An 18624-nucleotide genomic window follows, 5' to 3' on the forward strand; every position below is an offset into this window, starting at 1 on the left:
CACCCGGTACACAGGGTCAGCAGAAAGTGGACTCTGTGACTCAAGTCACAACAGATGACCAGGTTGTGCCGGTGACTCACGGCGACGACGGTCGTTCGGCGGTCACCGGGAGGGACCGCTTCCCCTTGTACGCGCCCGCGCACGCCGTCCTTCCGAAGCCCGAAGCCCGGGGTCCGGGGTCCTAGGACCGGCCTGGTCCCCTGGCCCGATGCGACCGCCCGGCCCCTGCGGTTAGCGTCCGGGTGTGCTCCAGACGAAGCCCCTCACCCCGCGCCCCGAGCCCATCCCCCATGCTGAGGGGGTGAGCAACGACGAGTTCCGCGCCGCACTCGCGCGGCTGGCCGCCGGGGTGGTGCTGGTCACCGCCCAGGAGCCGCCCCTCGACGAGGACGGCCGGGGCGAGGACGTGGGCATGACGGCGACCGCCTTCATGTCCGTGTCCCTGGACCCGCCCCTGGTGACGGTGAGCCTGCGCAACGGCTCCCGGATGGACGACCTGCTGGACGAGCAGCCGCTGTGGGCGGTCTCCGTCCTGGCCGCGAGCCAGCGGCACGTCGCGGGCCGGTTCGCCATGAAGGGCCGGATCAGCGACCGGCTGCTGTTCGAGGATGTCGCGTATGTGCGGGGCGAGATGACGCACGCGCCGCTGATCGGCGGGGCGCTGGCCACGCTGGAGTGCCGCACCGAGCAGCGCGTGGTGGCCGGGGACCACACCCTGGTGATCGGGCGGGTGCTCACGGCGGACCTGCCGAGCCCGGAGGGCGACCCGCTGACGTACTTCAAGGGGCGCTACCGCCAGTTGGGCTGACGGCCGTTCCGGCTGTGACTCCGGCGCGCAGGACTGACGGCCGTTCTGGTTCCGGCTGAGGGTCCACGGCAGGACTGACGGCCGTTCCGGTTCCGGCAGGGAGTCCAGGGGGGCTGCGCCTACCAGTCGCGTCCCGAGCGCCCGCGCTTGGTGTCGCCGCGCTGCTTCTTCTCGCGCAGCCTGCGCTCGTTGATCCCGCGTGGGATCTTCCGCTTGATCCGTGGCCTGGGCGGCGGCGCCGTGGCCTCGGCCAGGAGGGCGGCGAGCCGCACGGCTGCCGTCTCGCGGTTGCGCCATTGGGAACGGTGCTCGGAGGCCCGTACGGAGACCACCCCGCCCACCAGCCTGCCCGCGAGCCGCTCCAGCGCCCGCGTCTTCCACACCTCGGGGAGCGCGTCGGTCGCCGCCAGGTCGAAGCGCAGCTCCACCTGGGAGTCGCTGGTGTTGACGTGCTGCCCGCCGGGCCCGGAGGACCGCGAGAAACGCCACATGAGCTCGGCCTCCGGGAGGGAGACCGAGCCGCGGATGACATAGGGCCCGGACATGACACCCATGGTCCCTTCCCCGCGCCCCGTTAGTCACCTTCTTTTGCGCCCGGAGTCCGCCGCCGGGTGTCTCATCAGGGCGAAGTTCGGCAAAGAAAGTAAAGCGACCAGGAACCTCGTGGTCTGCTGCTTGCGTTATGACGGGTGACGGTAGCTTCGTGATGGCACGAAGCCCGCACACGACGAGGAAAGGGACTTCCCATGGCAGTAAGCCTGTCCAAGGGCGGCAACGTCTCGCTCACCAAGGAGGCACCGGGCCTTACCGCCGTCACGGTCGGCCTCGGCTGGGACGTCCGCACCACCACCGGCACCGACTTCGACCTCGACGCCTCGGCGATCGCGGTCAACCCGGGCGGGAAGGTCGTCTCGGACGGCCACTTCGTCTTCTTCAACAACAAGGCGACGCCGGACCAGACCATCGTGCACACCGGTGACAACGTCACGGGTGAGGGCGAGGGCGACGACGAGCAGATCAACGTCAACCTGGCGGGTCTGCCGGCCGACGTGGACAAGATCGTCTTCCCGGTCTCCATCTACGACGCCGAGAACCGCAGCCAGAACTTCGGCCAGGTCCGCAACGCGTTCATCCGCATCCTCAACCAGGCCGGCGGCGCGGAGATCGCCCGCTACGACCTGAGCGAGGACGCCGCCACCGAGACCGCCATGGTCTTCGGCGAGCTCTACCGCAACGGCGCCGAGTGGAAGTTCCGCGCGGTCGGCCAGGGGTACGCCTCCGGACTGACCGGCATCGCCCGCGACTTCGGCGTCAACCTCTGACCCGAGCGCACACCTGCTTCACCTGCTCCACCTGCTTCACCTGCTTCACCTGCTTCACCTGCTTCACCTGCTTCACGGGAGCCGGTCAGCCCTTCACGGGCGGCCGGCTCCTGCCGTGGAGCCAGGCGTCCCACAGCCCGGTGAGGTCCTGTTCCGTCTCCTCCTCCACGTACGCGGTGAAGTCGTCGGTGGAGGCGTTGGCGTGCCGGTACTTCTTCGTCCAGCCTCCGACCAGTGCGAAGAACGCCTCGTCGTCGTCCACGGCGAGCCGGACGCGGTGCACGACCATCGCCCCGCGCCCGTAGACCGGCGGATCGGAGAGGTCGCGGGCGGCGGGCGGACCGGCGGGCGGGAACGCCCAGTTGGCGTCGTCCTCGAACGCCTCCCGGAAGCTCTCCTCGACCGGTACGCCGTCGTGGTCGGCGGCCCAGAGCCACTCCGCGTACGTGGCGAATCCCTCGTTCAGCCACATGTCCCGCCAGGTCCTGGGGGTGACGGAGTCGCCGAACCACTGGTGGGCCAGTTCATGGACGAGCAGGGCGGTGTCGGGCGGGCCGGGGAAGACGGGCCGGTTCTGGGTCTCCAGGGCATAGGCCGAGTCGCCCACCCGCTCGACGATCGCCCCGGCCGAGGCGAAGGGATACGGGCCGAACTTCCCGGCCGACCACTTCAGTACGGCCGGAATCCGCGCCAGCACGTCCTCGCTCGCGGCGGCCGACTCCGGGTCCACGGCGGTGAACAGCCGAATGCCGTCGGGTGTGACGGACTCCCGGGTGGCGAACCGCCCGACGGCGACGGTCGCCAGATAGCTCGCCATCGGTTCGGCGGTCCGCCAGCGGTAGGCGGTGCGCCCGTTCTCCGTACGCCGGGACACCAGCTCCCCGTTGGAGACGGCCGTCAGCGGTTCGGGGACGGTGATCCCGATGTCGTACGCGGCCTTGTCGCTCGGGTGGTGGTTGCCGGGGAACCAGGCCATGGACCCGGTCGGCTCGCCGAGAGCCACCGCGCCGTCCGCCGTCCGCAGCCAGCCCTCCTTCGACCCGTCCGCGTCGGTGATGGCCTGCGGGGAGCCGGAGTAGCGCACGACGGTGGTGAACGTGCGCCCCTTGCGCAGCCGGTCCTCCACCGCCGCGTCCGGACGGATCGTCAGCTCCTTGCCCGCCCGGTTCACGGCGGCCGGGCGGCCCTCGACGGTGGCGCCGGCCACGTCGAGTCCGGCGAGGTCGAGGTGGAAGGCGCTCAGGTCCTGGGTGGCGCGGGCGGTGATCGTGGCCGTGCCGCGCAGGTGGCCGGCGGCGGGGTCGACGTCGAGCTCCAGGCCGTAGTGGTTGACGTCGTAGCCGCCGTTGCCGAGCCCCGGGAAGTACGGGTCGCGCAGCCCGACCGCGCCGGGGGTCCCCTCGACCCCGCCCGAGCAGCCCCCGCCGAGGAGGGCGAGGGCGAGCAGCAGAGGGGCGTGGGCGGCGCGGCGGCGGACCGGGTGGGGGCGATTCACCCGGTCGATCCTAGATCTCGGGGCGGCGTCTCCCGGCGCGGAAGGAGCCGCCCGCCTCGGGGGAAGAACGGGCGGCTCCAGCTCAGAGGACGGTGATACCGAGAGGTCGGTTGCCCGCCTTCAGCCGGACCGGCTCGCTCTTCCCGTCGTCCAGGTCGACGACCGTGATGCCGTTCCAGTACCCGTCGCGGGTGAAGCCGCCGGTGACGTACGCCGTGCGGCCGTCCTTCGACACCGCCACGTCCTCGTGCGGCCCGTCCAGCGGAACGACCCGTTCCGCGCCGTCGGGGGTGCGGACGGTGAGCGAGGGGTCCTCGTCGTCGGATCCGATCGGGCCGGTGCCGACCACGAGGAGGGTGCCGTCGGGGGCAAGGGCCGCGCCGTGCTGGTGGGTGTCGGCGGTCATCCGCTCGATGGTCACCTCGCCGGTGCGCGGGTCGAGGACCGCGAGCCGCTCCCCCTCGAAGGGCAGCAGCAGCCTGCCGTCTGCGGGGCGTACGACGGCGTAGTGCGGCTTCAGCCAGGAGCCGAGACCGCCCTCCGTACCGTACGGGGCGACCTCCATGCGCCGGGTCTCCAGCGATGCGGCGTCCACCGCCGTCACGTCGAAGGAGTCGTGATCGGTGGCGTACACCTCGCGGCCGTCCGGCGACACGTCCACGTCGAAGGGGCGCATGCCGACCGGCGCGGTGCCGGTGACCTCGCGGGTCGCGGTGTCGATGACCTCGACCGTGCCGTCGCCGCCGGGCACGTTGACCCCGACGTAGACGTGGTCCCCGTCCGGGGCCAGGGCGATGCCCATGCCGCCGCCCCGGTACTCGCCGGTGGTGACCGGGCCGGACTCCGTCGCATACGGGACGAGCGCGAGCCGGGTCCGCTTCCGCGTGTCGACGACCGCGACGCCCTCGGCGGTGGCGACCCAGGCCAGCCCGTCCTCGCCGACGACGAGACCGTAGGGCGCGGTGCCGACCTTCACCGAGGCGATGGGGGCCCCGCCCTCCCCGGAACCGTCCCGGCCGGGGTCGACGAAGGTCACGGTGTCGCTGCCGAAGTCGGCGACGAGGAGCGTGCCTCCGGGGGTGCGGCCGGTGGGGGCGCGGGAAGGGTCGGGGGTCGCGACGGGGTCGGTCGCGGCGGACGCTTCCGGGGTGCCCGGGGTGCCCGGGGCCGCTTCCGTCGTGCCCGTCGCGCACCCGGCGAGCAGGGCGGCGGCGACGAGACCGAGGGTGAGGCGGAGGGCACGGAAACCGCAGGCCCGGAAGGCGGCACGGGGGCCGGGGACTCGGAAGGCGGCACGAAAGCCGCGCTCCCCGGTCACGCGGCGTCCCGCAGCAGGGCGGCCAGCTCGGCGAAGCCGCGTCGCTCGGCGTGGGCGAGGGGCGTCACCCCGTCGCCGTCGGGCAGGTCCCTGGTCGCCCCGGCCGCGAGCAGCAGTTCCACGACCCGCTGGTGCGCGCGCCCGCCCTCGCCGAGGATCACCGCTTCCAGCAGGGCGGTCCAGCCGAGCCGGTTGACGTGGTCGACGTCGATGTCGGTGACCCGCAGCACCTCCCGTACGTACGCGACATGGCCGCGTTCGCTCGCCGGGATGAGGGAGACGCCGCCGAACCGGTTGCGCAGGGTCAGGTCCGGGCCGGCCGGCAGCAGCACGTGCAGCATCGCGACGCTGCCGGTGACCCCGGTGGCCAGCCACGGGCTTTCCTCGCGCCGGTCCTGGGCGTCCGGGTCGGCCCCGGCGGCCACGAGCAGCCGGGCCGCCTCGACGTGGTCGCCGTGGACCGCCAGGAGCAGCGGCGTACGCAACTCCTCGTCACGGACGCCGACCCGGGCGCCGCCCTCGATCGCGGTGCGCACACCTTCGGTGTCGCCGGTGCGTGCGGCGGTGAGCAGATCGTGATCGAGGGCGCTCATGGGGTACTCCGTTCTCGGCCGTGCCTGTGACTATGCCTGTGCCTGTGACCGTGACTGTGCGGACGTGGCTACCGGGCGAGGGCGGCGACGCCCGCCCGGGCGAACTTCTCGTCGAGGGCGCCGCTGGGCGCGCCGGCCACGCCGATGCCCGCCACCGGGGCGTCCTTGACCTGCACCGGGGCGCCGCCCCCGAGGAACAGGGTGCCGGGGATGTCCTTCAGGTTGGGAGCCTGCTCCAGGCGCTTGACCAGCTCGGAGGTGGGGGCGTTCCAGGAGACGGCGGTGTACGCCTTCTTCGCCGCGGACTCGGGGGACTGCGGGCCCGCGCCGTCGCCGCGCAGGGTGACGATGGTGTTGCCGTTGCGGTCGACGACCGCGACGGAGACCCGCTGGTTCTCCTTCTTCGCCGCGTCCAGAGTGGCCTGCGCGGCCTTGGTGGCGGCGGCCACCGTCAGGTGGGTGGACTGCTGGAGGTTGCGGTTTTTCGTGTCGGCCTTGACCGCGGCGGCTGGGGCGGCCGCCGGGGACGAGGCACTCGCGGACATCGCGCCGAAGGTGCCGGCCCCGAGGGCGGCGACGACGACGGCACCGGTGACGACACGGGTGCGCAGCGACAGCTTCTTCATGGTGGCTCCTTGGTGATCCGGGGCGGCCCGGTGCGTTGGGGGGAGCGACCCGGAGTGGTCCGGGCGTTTCGCTCTGGTACCGATCCTCCCGGTGGATCCGGCCCCGTACGGTCGACGTACCGGCTGGAAGCGGCGCGCGGGTCGGCCGACGCCCCCATCAGCCGATCGGCTGATGCGGGGGTGGCCGGTTCGGGTCACGATGGAGGGATCCACGCAGGTCAGCAGGGTCGGGCGAGACGGAACACGAGGTACGAGGTGGACCACCGGAGCGATCCGCGGGCACCGGAGAGGGTTGAGCCCGCCGGCGCCGCCCCCGGACCGGGCCTCGTCCGGGGCCCCGGCGCCGAACCCGGTCCGAACCCTGTCGCCGTCCCCGACGTCCCCGGACCGGCCCACGGCACCGACGCCGGCTGGGGCCCCGACCCCGACGCCCGCTGGCTCGCGCTCCTCATGCACGCCGCGTTCTTCCTGCTGCTCGGCGCCTCGCTGACCCGGTTCCTGATGCGGCACCCAGGCGAGGCCCGCACCCCGTGGATCATCGCCCTGTCGATCACCCTGGCAGTGCTGTACCTCCTGGGGCCCGTCCTCGGCTCGCGCCCCACCCCGCGCCGGCTCGCCTGGCTCGGGGCACTCGTCCTCGTCTGGATGGTGCTGGTCGTCCTCGCGCCGAGCTTCGCGTGGTGCGCGGTGCCGCTGTTCTACACCGGGCTGCGCATCCTGCCGCCGCGCGCGGCCCTCGCCCTGGTCGCCCTGCTCACCGCGTTCGTCGTGGCCGCCCAACTGCGCCTGGCCACCGAGTTCGACCCGAACCTGGTCCTCGCCCCGCCCGCCGTGGCGGCCGTGGCGACCGCCGTCTTCGTCCATATGCGACGCCAGGCGGTACGCCAACGGGAACTGGCCGGGCGCCAGCGCGAGCTGATCGACGACCTGCTGCGGACCCGGCGCGAACTGGCCGCCACCGAGCGGCGCGAGGGGACCCTCGCCGAGCGCCAGCGGCTCTCCATGGAGATCCACGACAGCCTGGCGCAGGGCCTGTCCAGCCAGCAGATGCTGCTCCAGGCGGCCGACCGCACCTGGAGTACCGACCCGGACGCCGCCCGCCGCCATGTCCGTACGGCCACGGGCATCGCGGAACGCAACCTCGCCGAGGCCCGCCGCTTCGTCCACGACCTGGCCCCGGCCGACCTGGCGGAGGGCGGCGGCCTGGAGGCGGCCCTGCACGCACTGGCGGCCCGCGAGAGCGCCCAGGCGGAGGGCGCGCTCACCGTCCACTGCCATGTGGAGGGCACCCCGCACGCCCCGCTGCCGGACCTGGTGCAGTCCGCCCTGCTGCGCATCGCCCAGGGCGCCCTGGCCAATGTGCGGGAGCACGCCGGGGCCACCGCCGCCGGACTGACCCTGACCCACCTGGACGACCGGGTGGTCCTCGACATCGGCGACAACGGCCGCGGCTTCACGGTCGAGCCCGCAGGCGTACGCGGCCCCCACACCGTCCGCGGCCACGGGCTCCCCGCGATCCGGGCCCGCGTGCACCAGCTCGGCGGAACGCTCACGATCGAGTCGGCGCCGGGCGAGGGCACGGTGCTCTCGGCCGAGGTCCCCCTCGCACCCACCGCCTTCACCGCCCCGGAGGACACCGCATGACCGGCCAGGCAACCCCCGTACGGATCCTCCTCTGCGACGACCATGCGGTGGTCCGGGCCGGGCTGCTCGCCCTCATCGGCAGCGAACCGGACATCGAGGTCGTCGGCGAGGCCGGCAGCGGCGAGGAGGCGGTGGTGCTGGCCGCCCGCCTCGCCCCGGACGTCGTCCTCATGGACCTCCAGCTCGGCGAGGGCATCGACGGCGTCGAGGCGACCTGCCGCATCGCGGCCGCCGGCACGGTCCACGTCCTGGTGCTGACCACGTACGACACCGACGCCGACATCACCCGGGCCATCGAGGCGGGGGCCACCGGGTACCTGCTGAAGGCGGAGCGCCCCGAGGAACTCTTCGCCGCGATCCGGTCCGCCGCCCAGGGCCGCACCACGCTCTCGGCCCCCGTCGCCAGCAGGGTCATGGCTCGGATGCGCAGCCCCCGCCCCACCCTCACCGACCGCGAACGCGACATCCTGGCCCAGCTCTCCCAGGGCCTCGGCAACCGGGACATCGCCCGCGCCCTGTTCATCAGCGAGGCCACGGTCAAGACCCACCTCGGCCGGATCTACGACAAGCTCGGCGTCGACACCCGCTCGGGCGCGGTGTCGGTCGCGAAGGAACAGCGCCTGCTGCCGTAGGGCACGGGCACGTCGCGGAACTTTCGTCCAAGACAGGCGCGCCGAAGTCGGCGACTGTAGAGGCATGCGCAGACAGCGACGGGGCGCCGCCCCGCTGGACCGGGATGCCGAGAACGGCTGGGAGGTCGCCCAGCTCCTCGGCGGCCCGACGCTCGACGGTGTCCGGCTGGCCGGCTTCCGTGACCGCGCGGCCGTCGGGCTGGACATGCAGGTGCTCCCCCGGCCCGCCGTGGTCGTGGTGATCGGCCTCGGGGACGACCACCCCCTCACGGTGGAGAGCGCCGCTGGGCACCGGCCCATGAGGAGCTTCGTCGGCTCGTTGTCGCCCGGCCCGGCCCACATCCGGGGCGAGGGTGTCACGTGCGTCGAAGTGTGCTTGGCACCCCCGGCCGCTCATGCGCTGCTGGGCGTCTCCCCGCGGGAACTGGACGGTTCCGTCACCGCGCTCGACGACCTGTGGGGGCGGCAGGCGCGGCTTCTCCACGAGCGGCTGACCGACGCCACGACGTGGCAGGAACGCCTCGCACTGACGGACGCGTTCCTCACGAGGCGGGCCGCGGGAGCACCGTCGGTGTCGCCCGAGGTCGCCGCCGCCTGGGACACCATCGTGGCCCGACGGGGCCGGATACGGGTCGCCGACCTCGCCGCGTCCTTCGGCTGGAGCCGCAAGCGGCTGTGGTCCAGGTTCACCGACCAGATCGGCCTCACCCCCAAGCGTGCCGCCATGCTCGTCCGCTTCGATCACGCCGTCCGGGCGCTCCACGCGGGCGAGAGCGCTGGCGATGTCGCCCTGGCCTGTGGATACGCCGACCAGCCGCACCTCCATCGCGACGTGCTGGCGCTGGCCGGGTGCACACCGGGCGCCCTGGCCGGCCGGGCGACGTCCGCCACCTGACCCGTACATCCATCGGAACGGCCGGCCCCGCGCGTAGCTGCCCGCAGGGGCTCACCCACCTGCCCGCACGAAGAAGGGAAGCATCCGTGACGAACACCGAGGTTGCGACGACGGACACGGCCGACCGCGACCTGATCGGCCGGCTCGCGTTCGGGAGCATGGCCGCACAGACCCTGCGCGCGGCGGTCCGGCTGGGGGTGATGGAGTTGGTGGGCGACACACCGCGCCGGGCAGCCGATGTGGCCGCCGACGCCGGAGCCGAACCTCAGCCCATGATGCGCCTGCTGCGTGCCCTGACCGGGCTCGGCCTGCTGCGGGAGCACACCCCCGGCTCCTTCTCGGTGACCCCCGAGGGCGCACTTCTCCACCCCGGCCGCCCCGACTCGCTCGCCTCCTTCGTCAGGATGTTCACCGAGCCCGCGATCGTGCGCGCCTGGGAGCACCTGGACGACAGCGTCCGCACCGGTGAGATCGCCTTCGACACCGTCTTCGGCACCGACTTCTTCAGCCACCTCGCGCAGCACCCCGAGTTGTCCGCGGAGTTCAACGGGGCGATGAGCCAGGCCACCGCGGAGACCGCCGCCGCACTGCCGTACGCCTTCGACTTCCGCCGGTACACGAAGGTCACGGACGTGGGCGGCGGCGACGGGACCCTCCTCGCCGGTGTGCTCGCCGCGCATCCGGGCCTCACCGGTGTGGTTCTCGATACGGCGGAGGGGCTGGCCGACACGCCGGACACGATGGCGCGCCGGGGGCTGGCGGGGCGGTGCTCCCTGATCGCCGGCGACTTCTTCCGTTCGGTCCCCGCGGGTTCGGATCTCTATCTGCTGAAGAGCGTCCTGCACGACTGGACGGACGACCAGGCGGTCACGATCCTGCGCCACTGCCGCGAGGTGCTGCCGCCCGGCGGCCTCGTGCTGATCGTGGAGCCGGTGCTTCCCGAGGTCGTCGACACCACGGCGGACGTCACCGACGGCGGAGTCACCTACCTGAGCGACCTCAACATGCTGGTGAACGTGGGCGGCAGAGAGCGCACCCGGGAGGAATTCGCGCAGGTGTGCCGCCGCGCGGGACTGACCCTCACCTCGGTCACCCCGCTCACCGAGGCCGCGCCGTTCGCCCTCATCGAGGCCGTGGCCGGCTGACCGCGGACAAGGACTCCGGGGCGGAACCGTAGGCCGGCTGTCGTCGAACACCGCGCCGGCGCGGCCGGTGCGGTGCTCGACGACAGCCGGCTCACCCGATCGTGTCAGCCCCGCCCCCGGGCATGACACCATCGATCCGTGCTCGACATCGGCTACTCCCTTTCCCGCCGCTTCCCCGATCCCCCGCAGACCGACTACCGCCGCGCGGACGTCCGCGCGCTGCGGCACGATCTGTTCTCCGGCGACGTCTACCTCGCGGACACCAAGGCGGACCGCGAGGTGTCCACAGCCTGGGGATGGGTGCCGGTGCTCGACTTCGCGTGGGCGCTGTGCGACATCGTCGAGCAGATCGACCAGGACCCGCGCGGCAACCGCTCGCACCGGCAGCAGTACGCGGAGCTGGACTTCACCGAGTCCTCGGACCGGATGATGTTCGAGCGGCGCTTCGGCTGGGTCGACGTCGAGGCGGACTGGATGCCCGGCGACGAGCCCCCGCTCACCTTCAGCCACTCCCTCCTGCGCCGCGAGGCCCGCGACTTCCTGCACGACCTGATCGCCGACCTGGCCGACCTGCACGAGGGCCTCGCCGACAACCCCGTGATCTGGGACCTCCAGGCCCGCTTCCCCCGTATGTGAAGCCCACGCGTATGTGAAGCCCACGCGTACGTGAAGCCCTCAGGGCCGCTCACCCCTCCACCCGCACCCCGATCTGCGCCGCGAACGCCGGGGCCAGCTCCATCAGCTGCGACGGGCTGATCACCGCGCCCGCCAGCCGGTCCACACCCCGGGCGATGTCCAGCTCGGCCACCGCGCGCAGGTCCACCGACTCCATCCGGACCCCGCTGAAGTCCGCCCGCTTCAGCACGCAGTCCCGAAACTCGACCCGGACCAGACGCGCGTCCCCGAAGTCCGGCTCGGACAGCACGCAGCCCTCGAAGACGACGTCCTTCAGCCGAGCCCTGCGCAGATTCAGGTAGTCGATCTTGCCGCCCCGCACCACCACCCGCTCCAGCACCGCCCCGTGCAGCTGCACCCCGCCCAGCCGCGCGTCCACCACCTCCACGTCCCGCAGCGACGCCTCCGCGAGGTCCGTGCCCACGCCCCGTACGCCCGTCAGCACCGCGTCGATGAAGCGGGCCCGCGCCAGCTCCGTACGGTCGAGGCCGCAGTTGTCCAGGGCACAGTCCATGAACCGGGCGCCCCGGCCCGACGCGTCCGCCAGGTCCACCCCGTCGAACCACACCCCGTCGTAGTCCCCGTCCGGCTCCAGGCCCTCGCCGTCGTACGGAACGAGCGGCGGCAGCCGCACCTCCGGACGCCGCGCGGCCGCGACGGTGTCCTTCCTGCCCCTGGCCGTCCCCGTCGTCCTGGTCGTCCTGCCCGCGCTCGCTGCCATGCCCCCATCGTGACGCACCACGCTGACAACGCCCCGGCGACCGTGTCACGAGCGGCCGCCCACGATCCGTCGCATCATCGAAGACGCGAAGGAGATCCAGCCATGGAGCAGATCCATGTCATCAGCGGCGGCCTCGGCAGGCGCGTCGTCGCCCACATCGGCACGGCTCCGGGCGGTCCCGCGGGAGTCACCGGCACCGAGGCCGACCGCTCCACGAGACCCCCGAGGCGCTCGACGCCGCCGGGGCCGTCGCCATGACCGGCGCCGGCCGCACCGCCCTCGGCGTCCTCGGGTTCACCCCGCTCGGCCCGGGCTCCGCCGTGGTCACCGCGTCGGCGGGCGGGAGCGGCACGCTCGTCGTCCAGCACGCGAAGAACGCGCACATCGCCGTCCGGCACACCCGTCCCGGCCGGCGGGAGGCGGGGCCCTCACCGCCCCAGCAACCGCCGCGCGATCTCCGCATGATCCGGGGAGACCCGCCGCTCCCCGCCGCCGGCCGCCCACAGCCCGTTCTGGAGCACCCGCCCCAGCGTCCAGGCCCGCGCCCGCTCCCGGTCGCGCTCCAGGCCCAGTGCCTCCGTCAACGCGTCGAACCGCCACCGCACCTCATCCGCGTCGAAGAGGTTGTCCAGCGCCGGGAACAGCTCGAAGCCCGGGTCCCCCGCGAGCGGCTTCGGGTCGAGCGCCACCCACTCCCCCGCCCGCCCCGCGTCCGCACGCCCCGCCAGGACGTTGTCGTAGTGCAGGTCCCAGTGCAGCAGCCGGTCCCCCGGCTCCCCCGCGACCTCCCGCACCGCCGCCGCGCAGTCCGCGAGCAGCCGCCGGTCCGCGTCATCGGCCAGCAGGCCCACCCGCTCCGGCAGCGCTGCGAGCATCCGCTCCACCACCCCGCCCAGCGTGCGCAGCCCCTCCGGAGCGGGCACCGCCACCAGCCGGGCCAGCACCGCGCCGAGCACCGTCACCGCGCCCCGCACATCGGCCTCGCCCGACAACGGCCGCCGCTCGTCCAGCCGTTCCAGCAGCAGCGCGCCGGTCTCCGGGTCGTGGTCGAGCAGCTCCACCGCCCCGGCTCCCGCGACGCTCCACGCCCGCAGCGCGACCGGCTCGTCCACCGTCTCCTCGTCCACCGCCTGGAGCTTCAGCGCGGCGGGCCGCCCGTCCGCCTCCCGCACCACCGGCAGGACCAGCGCGCACATCCCGTACATGGACGGGCCGTCCGGCCGCAGCCCCCACCGCGCCAGGCACCGCTCGGCGAGGTCAGGCAGGGCGGCGACGAAGGCCCGCCCCGCGTCTCCGTTGAAGGCGGACTGCGTAGCGATCAGTTCGTCCGGGATGTCGATCACGCCACCGATCCTAGGGACAGGGACGGGAGGGACGGGCCGGGCGGCAGGAGACGGAACAGCCCCGCGCGCAGTAACGTCCCGCCGCACGTACGCCCGGCATCCCACCGGGCAGGGACACCAGGGACACCAGGGGCATCATGAGCACCGTCAGTACCGTCGTCGGCGGCATAGCGTTCTGGTACGCGCAGGAGGGCACCCCCGCCCCGCGCGAATCCCTCCCCGGCGACACGAGCGTCGACGTCTGCGTCGTCGGCGGCGGCCACACCGGCTCTGGTCGGCGTACTACCTGAAGAAGGCCGTTCCCTTTCTCAACATCACCGTCCTCGAAGCCAAGTTCTGCGGCTACGGGGCCTCCGGCCGTAACGGCGGCTGGTTGCACAACGGCATCGCGGGCCGCGACCGGCACGCCGAGCCGCACGGCCACGCCGCCGCCGAGGAGGAGATCGACGCCGACATCCACCAGGGCCGTGTCCTGGCCCCGGCCGCGCTTCAGTCGCGGGGCCAGGGCCGCCCGTCGAGGCGTTCGATGGAGAGGTTCAGGCGGCTGAGGGAGGCTGCGAGCTGCTCGGCCTCCTCCGGCGTCCAGTCCGCGAGGACCTTCGCCAGGCCCGCCAGATTCCTGCCCCGGTCGTTGTCGAGGCGGCGTTCGCCCTCGTCCGTGATGGCGAACTTGCGGGCGATGCCGCCGTCGGGGTCCGGGATGCGCTCGACGACCCCGGCCCGCAGCATCGCGGCGGTCTGCCGGTTGAGCGTGGATGCGTCCAGACCGAAGGCGTCGCTGAGCTGGCTGATGGACATGGGGCCTTCCACCTGGATCCGGCTCAGCAGGATGTAGGCACTGCGGTCCAGCCGCCATTCCACGCGCGGGCTGAGCAGGTGCATGTACCGGCCGAGCAGCATCGTCTCGCGTTCGATCCGGTCGATGGGCTTGTCCACGCGCTCTTCCTTCGTTGACCAGGCCTCACACGATAGATGTGCAGTATGCATGACTTATGCATGATGCACATTCCATGTATCTTGCATAGTCGAGCACCGCGAACGCGTACATGAGAACGAAGGACAGGCCCGTCAGGGCAAGAGGGAGCAGCACCAGTGGAAAGTTCACCCCCCCGCAGCCCGGCCGGGAGGCGTGGTCGGCATCCTGGCCTTCGCCGGCATCGTGGCGGCGCTCACGCAGACCCTGGTGGTGCCGCTGATCGCGGAGCTGCCGAAGCTGTTCGACACCTCCGCGTCGAACGCGTCCTGGGTGATCACCGCCACCCTGCTGGCCGCCGCCGTGGCCACGCCCGTCGCCGGCCGGCTGGGCGACATGTACGGCAAGCGGCGCATGCTGCTCGTCCCGCTCGTCCCGCTGGTCCTCGGCTCGGTGGTCTGCGCCCTGTCCTCGTCGGTGGTCCCGATGATCGCCGGGCGCGGACTCCAGGGCCTGGGCATGGGCGTGGTCCCGCTCGGCATCAGCCTCCTGCGTGATGTGGTCCCGGCCGAGAAGCTCGGCCCGTCCATCGCGATCATGAGCGCCTCGATGGGCGTGGGCGGCGCGCTGGGCCTGCCGTTCGCCGCCGCCATCGCGGAGAACACCAGCTGGCGGGTGCTGTTCTGGGTGGTCGCCGTGCTGGCCCTCGCGGTCGGCGCACTGATCCTGGCCGTGGTCCCCGGGGACCGGCCGGCCACCAGGTCCGGCGGCTTCGACCTGCCCGGGGCGATCGGGCTCGGCGCCGCCCTGGTCTGCCTGCTGCTCGCCGTCTCCAAGGGCGCCGACTGGGGCTGGGGCAGCGCGACGACGCTCACTCTCTTCGCCACCGTGCTGGTGCTGCTGCCCGCCTGGGGCTGGTGGGAACTGCGCCGGCACGACCCGCTGGTCGACCTGCGTGTCACCGCCCGCCCCCAGGTCCTGATGACGAACACGGCCTCGGTCCTGGTCGGCTTCGTGATGTACGCCCAGTCCCTCGTCGTGCCCCAGCTGCTCCAGCTGCCCGAGGCCACCGGGTACGGCCTGGGGCAGTCGATGCTCGCGATGGGCCTGTGGATGGCCCCGGCGGGCCTGATGATGATGGCGATGTCCCCGGTCGGCGCGAAGCTGTCCGCCGCCAAGGGCCCGAAGGTCACCCTCGCCGTCGGCAGCCTGCTCATCGCGGCCGGCTACGGCCTGTCCGTACCGCTGATCGGCGCGGACTCCCCGTGGAGCCTGCTGATCGTCACCCTCGTCTGCAACTCCGGCGTCGGCTTCGCCTACGGACCGGGGCACCGCGCTCATCATGAGCGCGGTGCCCCGGTCCGAGACCGCGTCGGCCAACAGCTTCAACGCCCTGATGCGCTCGATCGGCACGTCCTTCGCGGCGGCGGTGATCGGCCTGGTCCTGGCCCGGATGACCACCGACTTCGACGACTTCCCGCTGGCCTCCCGGGACGGCTTCCGTGTCGCGATGCTGATCGGCTGCGGGGTGGGCCTGGCGGCGGCGGTCGTCGCCGTCCTCGTCCCCGTACGCCCGGCGACCGCACTCGTCCAGCCGGCTGCCACCTCCGGTCCGGCGGATGCGCCCGAGGTGTCGGAGGCCAAGGCCTGATCGTCGTCCGAACGGATCGCGGCCCGGGGCCCGGCGGCTCGACCGCCGGGCCCCGGGCCGGACTTCGTACGGTGACGAGCACCGTCGTCACGACGGCGCGTCAGCGGGTCAGCGGGTCAGCGGGTCAGCGGGTCAGCCGCAGCAGCCGCCCCGACCTCGCCGTCGCGACGAGCTCCTCGACGGTGGCGAGCTTCACCCGGGGCCGGCGCTCGCGCCGCCCCCGGTCCCGTTCGGCACGCTCGATCGCGGCCAGGCCCCGGGCGTCCACGACCCGGCGGTTGCGCTGCCGGGCCAGGCGCCGGAACGCCTTGGCGTCGCCCGTCGGAGCGGGCAGCGTCCCGGCGACCGCGTCGGCCAGGAGCGTGCCGACCGTCTCGGCCGCGCAGGTGCGGTTGGCGCCGATCCCGCCGGAGGGCCCCCGCTTGATCCAGCCGACCACATAGCTGCCGGGCAGCCCGGCGACCCGGCCGCCCTCGTGCGGGACGGTGCCCGCCGCCTCGTCGAACGGCAGCCCGGGGACCGGCAGCCCCCGGTAGCCGATGGCCCGCAGCAGCAGCCCGGCGCCGAGGTCGGCCGTACCCCCGCCGCCGATGCCCCCGCCGCCGGTGCCCCCGCCGGCCGTGACACGTACGGCGCGCGCGTCCCCGTCGCCCAGGATCTCCACCGGCTCGGAGTGGAACCGGAGCACGATGCGCCGGTCCGTCCCTCGGCCGGGCGCGGGGGACGCGGCGTCCGTCCGTACCCGGGCGAGCCCCCGGAGCAACCCGGCCCGGTCGCCCGCCCCGGCCCCGTCGATCGCCGCCCCCGTGCGCGGATCGTGGTCGTCCACGACGAGCTCCACGCCCGGCAGATGCTTCAGCGCGAGGAGTTCGGAGCGGGTGTACGCAGCGTCGCCGGGGCCCCGCCGCCCCAGCACCACCACTTCCCGGACCCGGCTCGCCCGCAGGGCCTCCAGCGCGTGGGCGGCGATGTCGGTGCCCGCGAGCGCCTCCGGGTCGGCGACCAGGATCCGGGCGACGTCGAGGGCGACGTTGCCGTTGCCCACCACGACGACCCGCTCGGCGGACAGGTCGACGCGCTGCGCGACGGCCTCCGGGTGGGCGTTGTACCAGGCGACGAACGCGGTCGCCGAAAGGCACCCGGGGCTGTCCTCGCCCGGGATGCCGAGCCGCCGGTCCGCCGAGGCACCGACCGCGTAGATCACCGCGTCGTGGTGGGCGGCCAGTTCCTCCGCGGTGACGTCCCGGCCCACCTCGATGCCCAGGTGCATCCGGGCCCGGGGGTGGGAGTGGAAGCGGGAGAAGACGTCGCCGACCTTCTTCGTCGCGGGGTGGTCGGGGGCCACCCCGTACCGGACGAGCCCGCCGGCCACCGGCAGCCGGTCGATCAGGGTCACCTCGGCCGCGGTGTGCAGCAACAGGTCCTGCGCCGCGTACATCCCGGCGGGACCGGTACCGACGACGGCCACCCGCAGCGGCCCGAAGTCGGACGGCAGACTGCGCCCGAAGACCGGCTCGCCCCAGACGTGGAAGTTGGGCCCGTCGACCTCGCCCCCGGCGGAAGGGGACGCCTCCCCCTCGTAATAGGCGGCGTTGATGTCCGCGTACTCCCGCTGCCCGGCGGCCAGCGCGTCCACCGGGAAGATCGCGTCCACCGGGCAGGCGTCGGCGCAGGCACCGCAGTCGATGCACGCCCGGGGGTCGATGTGGAGCATCTCCGTGCTGCCGAAGGCACGTTCCTCCGGCGTCGGGTGGATGCAGTTGACCGGGCACACGGCCACACAGGTGGCGTCGTTGCAGCAGGTCTGGGTGATGGCGTAGGTCATGGCCCCGGCTCAGATCAGGTTCGCGCGCTTGTAGAACGCGAGTGCGGGCTTGGTGAGGAGGCGGGCGGAGGCCAGGAAGTCCATCAGCCCCGAACAGCTGGACCGCATCATCGACTTGTGGTGCTCGTTTCGCCGGGCGGCGGCCAGCGCCCGCTTCCGGTCGAGCCCGGCCTTCCGGTAGACCTCCGGGTTCACCATGCTGGTCACGATGAAGTACGAGGCGACGGCGACGACGAACGCGTTGAGCTGCCGCCGCGCCCACCCGGCGCCCTCCAGGCGCTTGAGGGTCTCGTCCCGGGCGAACTTCATGTGCCGGGACTCCTCCACCACATGGATGTTGTTGATGGTGCGGACGAACGGCACGACCCGCTCGTCGCGCATCCAGTCCCGCTGCATCACGTCGAGGACTTCCTCGGCGACCAGGATCGCCGCGTACGCCGCCTCGCCGAACGCCAGCGTCTTGAAGGCCCTGCCCAGCTCCATCACCGCGCGGCGCGGGCGGTAGTGGGGCGCGCCGAGCTTCTGCGCGCCGCGCGCGAACATGATCGAGTGACGGCACTCCTCGGCTATCTCGGTGAGCGCCCACTGGAACTCCGCGCCCGCCGGGTTCTTCATGTAGATGTCGCGCAGCACCATCTGCTGGAGGATCATCTCGAACCAGATGCCGGTGCTGGCGACCGAGGCCGCCTCCTGCCGGGTCAGCTCCTTGCGCTGCCCCTCGGTCAACTCGCTCCAGTAGGCGGTCCCGTAGAGACTGCACCACTCCGGGCTCGCGCCGTGGAACTCCTTGTCCAGCGGCGTCTCCCAGTCCACCTCGGTGGCCGGGTCGTACGCCAGCTGAGCGGCCGAGCCGAGCAGCCGCCGCGCGACGTCGTCACCCTCGGGACTCTCCTGGACCTTCGACGGAACGGTGCTGCCGGCCATGCTGCGGCTCCTGGGGTCGAGTGCGGTGATCCTTGATCGTGGTGATGTGCGCACAACAGTGGTGACGCGCGTACGTCGACAGCCCTGTCGCCCG

At 73.0% G+C, this 18624-nt stretch carries 17 protein-coding genes and 3 pseudogenes; 10 read left to right on the plus strand and 10 right to left on the minus strand.

Going from position 1 to position 18624, the window contains the following annotated elements:
• Nucleotides 1-301 precede the first annotated feature (301 nt).
• The gene (locus tag B9S58_RS11605; protein WP_103532037.1) at nucleotides 302-808 is read left to right on the plus strand and encodes a flavin reductase family protein; all 507 of its coding nucleotides are present in this window, start codon (nucleotides 302-304) and stop codon (nucleotides 806-808) included.
• Between the two features lie 119 nt (nucleotides 809-927).
• On the opposite strand, the gene arfB is transcribed toward B9S58_RS11605, so the two are convergent.
• Nucleotides 928-1362: an alternative ribosome rescue aminoacyl-tRNA hydrolase ArfB gene (arfB, locus tag B9S58_RS11610; protein ID WP_103532038.1), complete on the minus strand. Its 435-nt coding sequence runs from the start codon at nucleotides 1360-1362 to the stop codon at nucleotides 928-930.
• A 192-nt stretch (nucleotides 1363-1554) separates the two neighbouring features.
• Here arfB and B9S58_RS11615 point away from each other — a divergent pair, with 192 nt between their 5' ends.
• Nucleotides 1555-2130 (plus strand): TerD family protein, encoded by a 576-nt coding sequence (locus tag B9S58_RS11615; RefSeq protein WP_103532039.1) that lies wholly within the window; start codon nucleotides 1555-1557, stop codon nucleotides 2128-2130.
• An 85-nt stretch (nucleotides 2131-2215) separates the two neighbouring features.
• Here B9S58_RS11615 and B9S58_RS11620 read toward each other — a convergent pair whose 3' ends face one another.
• The 4 genes from B9S58_RS11620 to B9S58_RS11635 form a co-directional block, all read right to left on the minus strand.
• Entirely contained in the window at nucleotides 2216-3625 is a 1410-nt protein-coding gene (locus B9S58_RS11620; protein WP_103532040.1) for a M1 family metallopeptidase, read from the minus strand.
• A gap of 82 nt (nucleotides 3626-3707) precedes the next feature.
• The gene (locus tag B9S58_RS11625) at nucleotides 3708-4943 is read right to left on the minus strand and encodes a YncE family protein (protein WP_103532041.1); all 1236 of its coding nucleotides are present in this window, start codon (nucleotides 4941-4943) and stop codon (nucleotides 3708-3710) included.
• Nucleotides 4940-5536: an ankyrin repeat domain-containing protein gene (locus B9S58_RS11630; protein WP_103532042.1), complete on the minus strand. Its 597-nt coding sequence runs from the start codon at nucleotides 5534-5536 to the stop codon at nucleotides 4940-4942. Before B9S58_RS11630 ends, B9S58_RS11625 begins: the two co-directional genes overlap by 4 nt.
• Nucleotides 5537-5604: 68 nt before the next feature.
• Complete coding sequence (locus B9S58_RS11635) at nucleotides 5605-6162, minus strand: heme-binding protein (protein WP_103532043.1); 558 nt, start codon at nucleotides 6160-6162, stop codon at nucleotides 5605-5607.
• A gap of 255 nt (nucleotides 6163-6417) precedes the next feature.
• Here B9S58_RS11635 and B9S58_RS11640 point away from each other — a divergent pair, with 255 nt between their 5' ends.
• From B9S58_RS11640 to B9S58_RS11660, 5 genes are all read left to right on the plus strand, one after another.
• Nucleotides 6418-7806 carry a sensor histidine kinase gene (locus tag B9S58_RS11640; protein WP_258044337.1) on the plus strand — a complete coding sequence of 463 codons (1389 nt, stop codon included), beginning with the start codon at nucleotides 6418-6420 and terminating at the stop codon, nucleotides 7804-7806.
• Nucleotides 7803-8438, plus strand: coding sequence for a response regulator transcription factor (locus tag B9S58_RS11645; protein WP_103532044.1), 636 nt, complete (start codon nucleotides 7803-7805; stop codon nucleotides 8436-8438). The genes B9S58_RS11640 and B9S58_RS11645 overlap by 4 nt, the downstream gene beginning before the upstream one ends.
• A 64-nt stretch (nucleotides 8439-8502) precedes the next feature.
• Nucleotides 8503-9333, plus strand: a complete 831-nt coding sequence (locus B9S58_RS11650; protein ID WP_103532045.1) for an AraC family transcriptional regulator — start codon at nucleotides 8503-8505, stop codon at nucleotides 9331-9333.
• A gap of 86 nt (nucleotides 9334-9419) precedes the next feature.
• Nucleotides 9420-10478, plus strand: coding sequence for a methyltransferase (locus tag B9S58_RS11655; RefSeq protein ID WP_103532046.1), 1059 nt, complete (start codon nucleotides 9420-9422; stop codon nucleotides 10476-10478).
• Between the two features lie 138 nt (nucleotides 10479-10616).
• A complete protein-coding gene (locus tag B9S58_RS11660) occupies nucleotides 10617-11114 on the plus strand; it encodes a hypothetical protein (RefSeq protein WP_103532047.1) in 498 nt (165 codons plus the stop codon).
• A gap of 49 nt (nucleotides 11115-11163) precedes the next feature.
• Here B9S58_RS11660 and B9S58_RS11665 read toward each other — a convergent pair whose 3' ends face one another.
• Nucleotides 11164-11874, minus strand: coding sequence for a pentapeptide repeat-containing protein (locus B9S58_RS11665; RefSeq protein WP_181009274.1), 711 nt, complete (start codon nucleotides 11872-11874; stop codon nucleotides 11164-11166).
• Between the two features lie 132 nt (nucleotides 11875-12006).
• On the opposite strand from B9S58_RS11665, the pseudogene B9S58_RS11670 reads away from it, so the two are divergent.
• A pseudogene (locus B9S58_RS11670) lies at nucleotides 12007-12266 on the plus strand (oxidoreductase); the annotation flags it as partial.
• Between the two features lie 36 nt (nucleotides 12267-12302).
• Here the strand turns inward: B9S58_RS11670 and B9S58_RS11675 are convergent.
• Nucleotides 12303-13217, minus strand: a complete 915-nt coding sequence (locus B9S58_RS11675; RefSeq protein WP_103532049.1) for an aminoglycoside phosphotransferase family protein — start codon at nucleotides 13215-13217, stop codon at nucleotides 12303-12305.
• A 137-nt stretch (nucleotides 13218-13354) separates the two neighbouring features.
• On the opposite strand from B9S58_RS11675, the pseudogene B9S58_RS11680 reads away from it, so the two are divergent.
• Nucleotides 13355-13701: pseudogene (locus B9S58_RS11680) on the plus strand (FAD-dependent oxidoreductase); the annotation flags it as partial.
• Nucleotides 13702-13706: 5 nt separating this feature from the next.
• Here the strand turns inward: B9S58_RS11680 and B9S58_RS11685 are convergent.
• Nucleotides 13707-14153 carry a MarR family winged helix-turn-helix transcriptional regulator gene (locus tag B9S58_RS11685; protein ID WP_103532050.1) on the minus strand — a complete coding sequence of 149 codons (447 nt, stop codon included), beginning with the start codon at nucleotides 14151-14153 and terminating at the stop codon, nucleotides 13707-13709.
• A 193-nt stretch (nucleotides 14154-14346) separates the two neighbouring features.
• On the opposite strand from B9S58_RS11685, the pseudogene B9S58_RS11690 reads away from it, so the two are divergent.
• Nucleotides 14347-15781 (plus strand): annotated as a pseudogene (locus tag B9S58_RS11690) (MFS transporter).
• Nucleotides 15782-15905: 124 nt separating this feature from the next.
• Here the strand turns inward: B9S58_RS11690 and B9S58_RS11695 are convergent.
• The gene (locus B9S58_RS11695) at nucleotides 15906-17606 is read right to left on the minus strand and encodes an FAD-dependent oxidoreductase (protein ID WP_103532051.1); all 1701 of its coding nucleotides are present in this window, start codon (nucleotides 17604-17606) and stop codon (nucleotides 15906-15908) included.
• A gap of 9 nt (nucleotides 17607-17615) precedes the next feature.
• On the minus strand, nucleotides 17616-18530 hold the full coding sequence (locus B9S58_RS11700) for a diiron oxygenase (protein ID WP_103532052.1): 915 nt from the start codon (nucleotides 18528-18530) through the stop codon (nucleotides 17616-17618).
• Nucleotides 18531-18624 lie beyond the last annotated feature (94 nt).

Source organism: Streptomyces sp. SM11, assembly GCF_002910905.1.
Taxonomy (GTDB): domain Bacteria; phylum Actinomycetota; class Actinomycetes; order Streptomycetales; family Streptomycetaceae; genus Streptomyces.

Excerpts from the sequence above, each read along its gene's own strand:
- arfB (WP_103532038.1), bottom strand. The coding sequence starts at position 1,362 with ATGGGTGTCATGTCCGGGCCCTATGTCATCCGCGGCTCGGTCTCCCTC.
- B9S58_RS11695 (WP_103532051.1), bottom strand. The coding sequence starts at position 17,606 with ATGACCTACGCCATCACCCAGACCTGCTGCAACGACGCCACCTGTGTG.
- B9S58_RS11630 (WP_103532042.1), bottom strand. The coding sequence starts at position 5,536 with ATGAGCGCCCTCGATCACGATCTGCTCACCGCCGCACGCACCGGCGAC.
- B9S58_RS11635 (WP_103532043.1), bottom strand. The coding sequence starts at position 6,162 with ATGAAGAAGCTGTCGCTGCGCACCCGTGTCGTCACCGGTGCCGTCGTC.
- B9S58_RS11650 (WP_103532045.1), top strand. The coding sequence starts at position 8,503 with ATGCGCAGACAGCGACGGGGCGCCGCCCCGCTGGACCGGGATGCCGAG.
- B9S58_RS11665 (WP_181009274.1), bottom strand. The coding sequence starts at position 11,874 with ATGGCAGCGAGCGCGGGCAGGACGACCAGGACGACGGGGACGGCCAGG.
- B9S58_RS11645 (WP_103532044.1), top strand. The coding sequence starts at position 7,803 with ATGACCGGCCAGGCAACCCCCGTACGGATCCTCCTCTGCGACGACCAT.
- B9S58_RS11700 (WP_103532052.1), bottom strand. The coding sequence starts at position 18,530 with ATGGCCGGCAGCACCGTTCCGTCGAAGGTCCAGGAGAGTCCCGAGGGT.
- B9S58_RS11615 (WP_103532039.1), top strand. The coding sequence starts at position 1,555 with ATGGCAGTAAGCCTGTCCAAGGGCGGCAACGTCTCGCTCACCAAGGAG.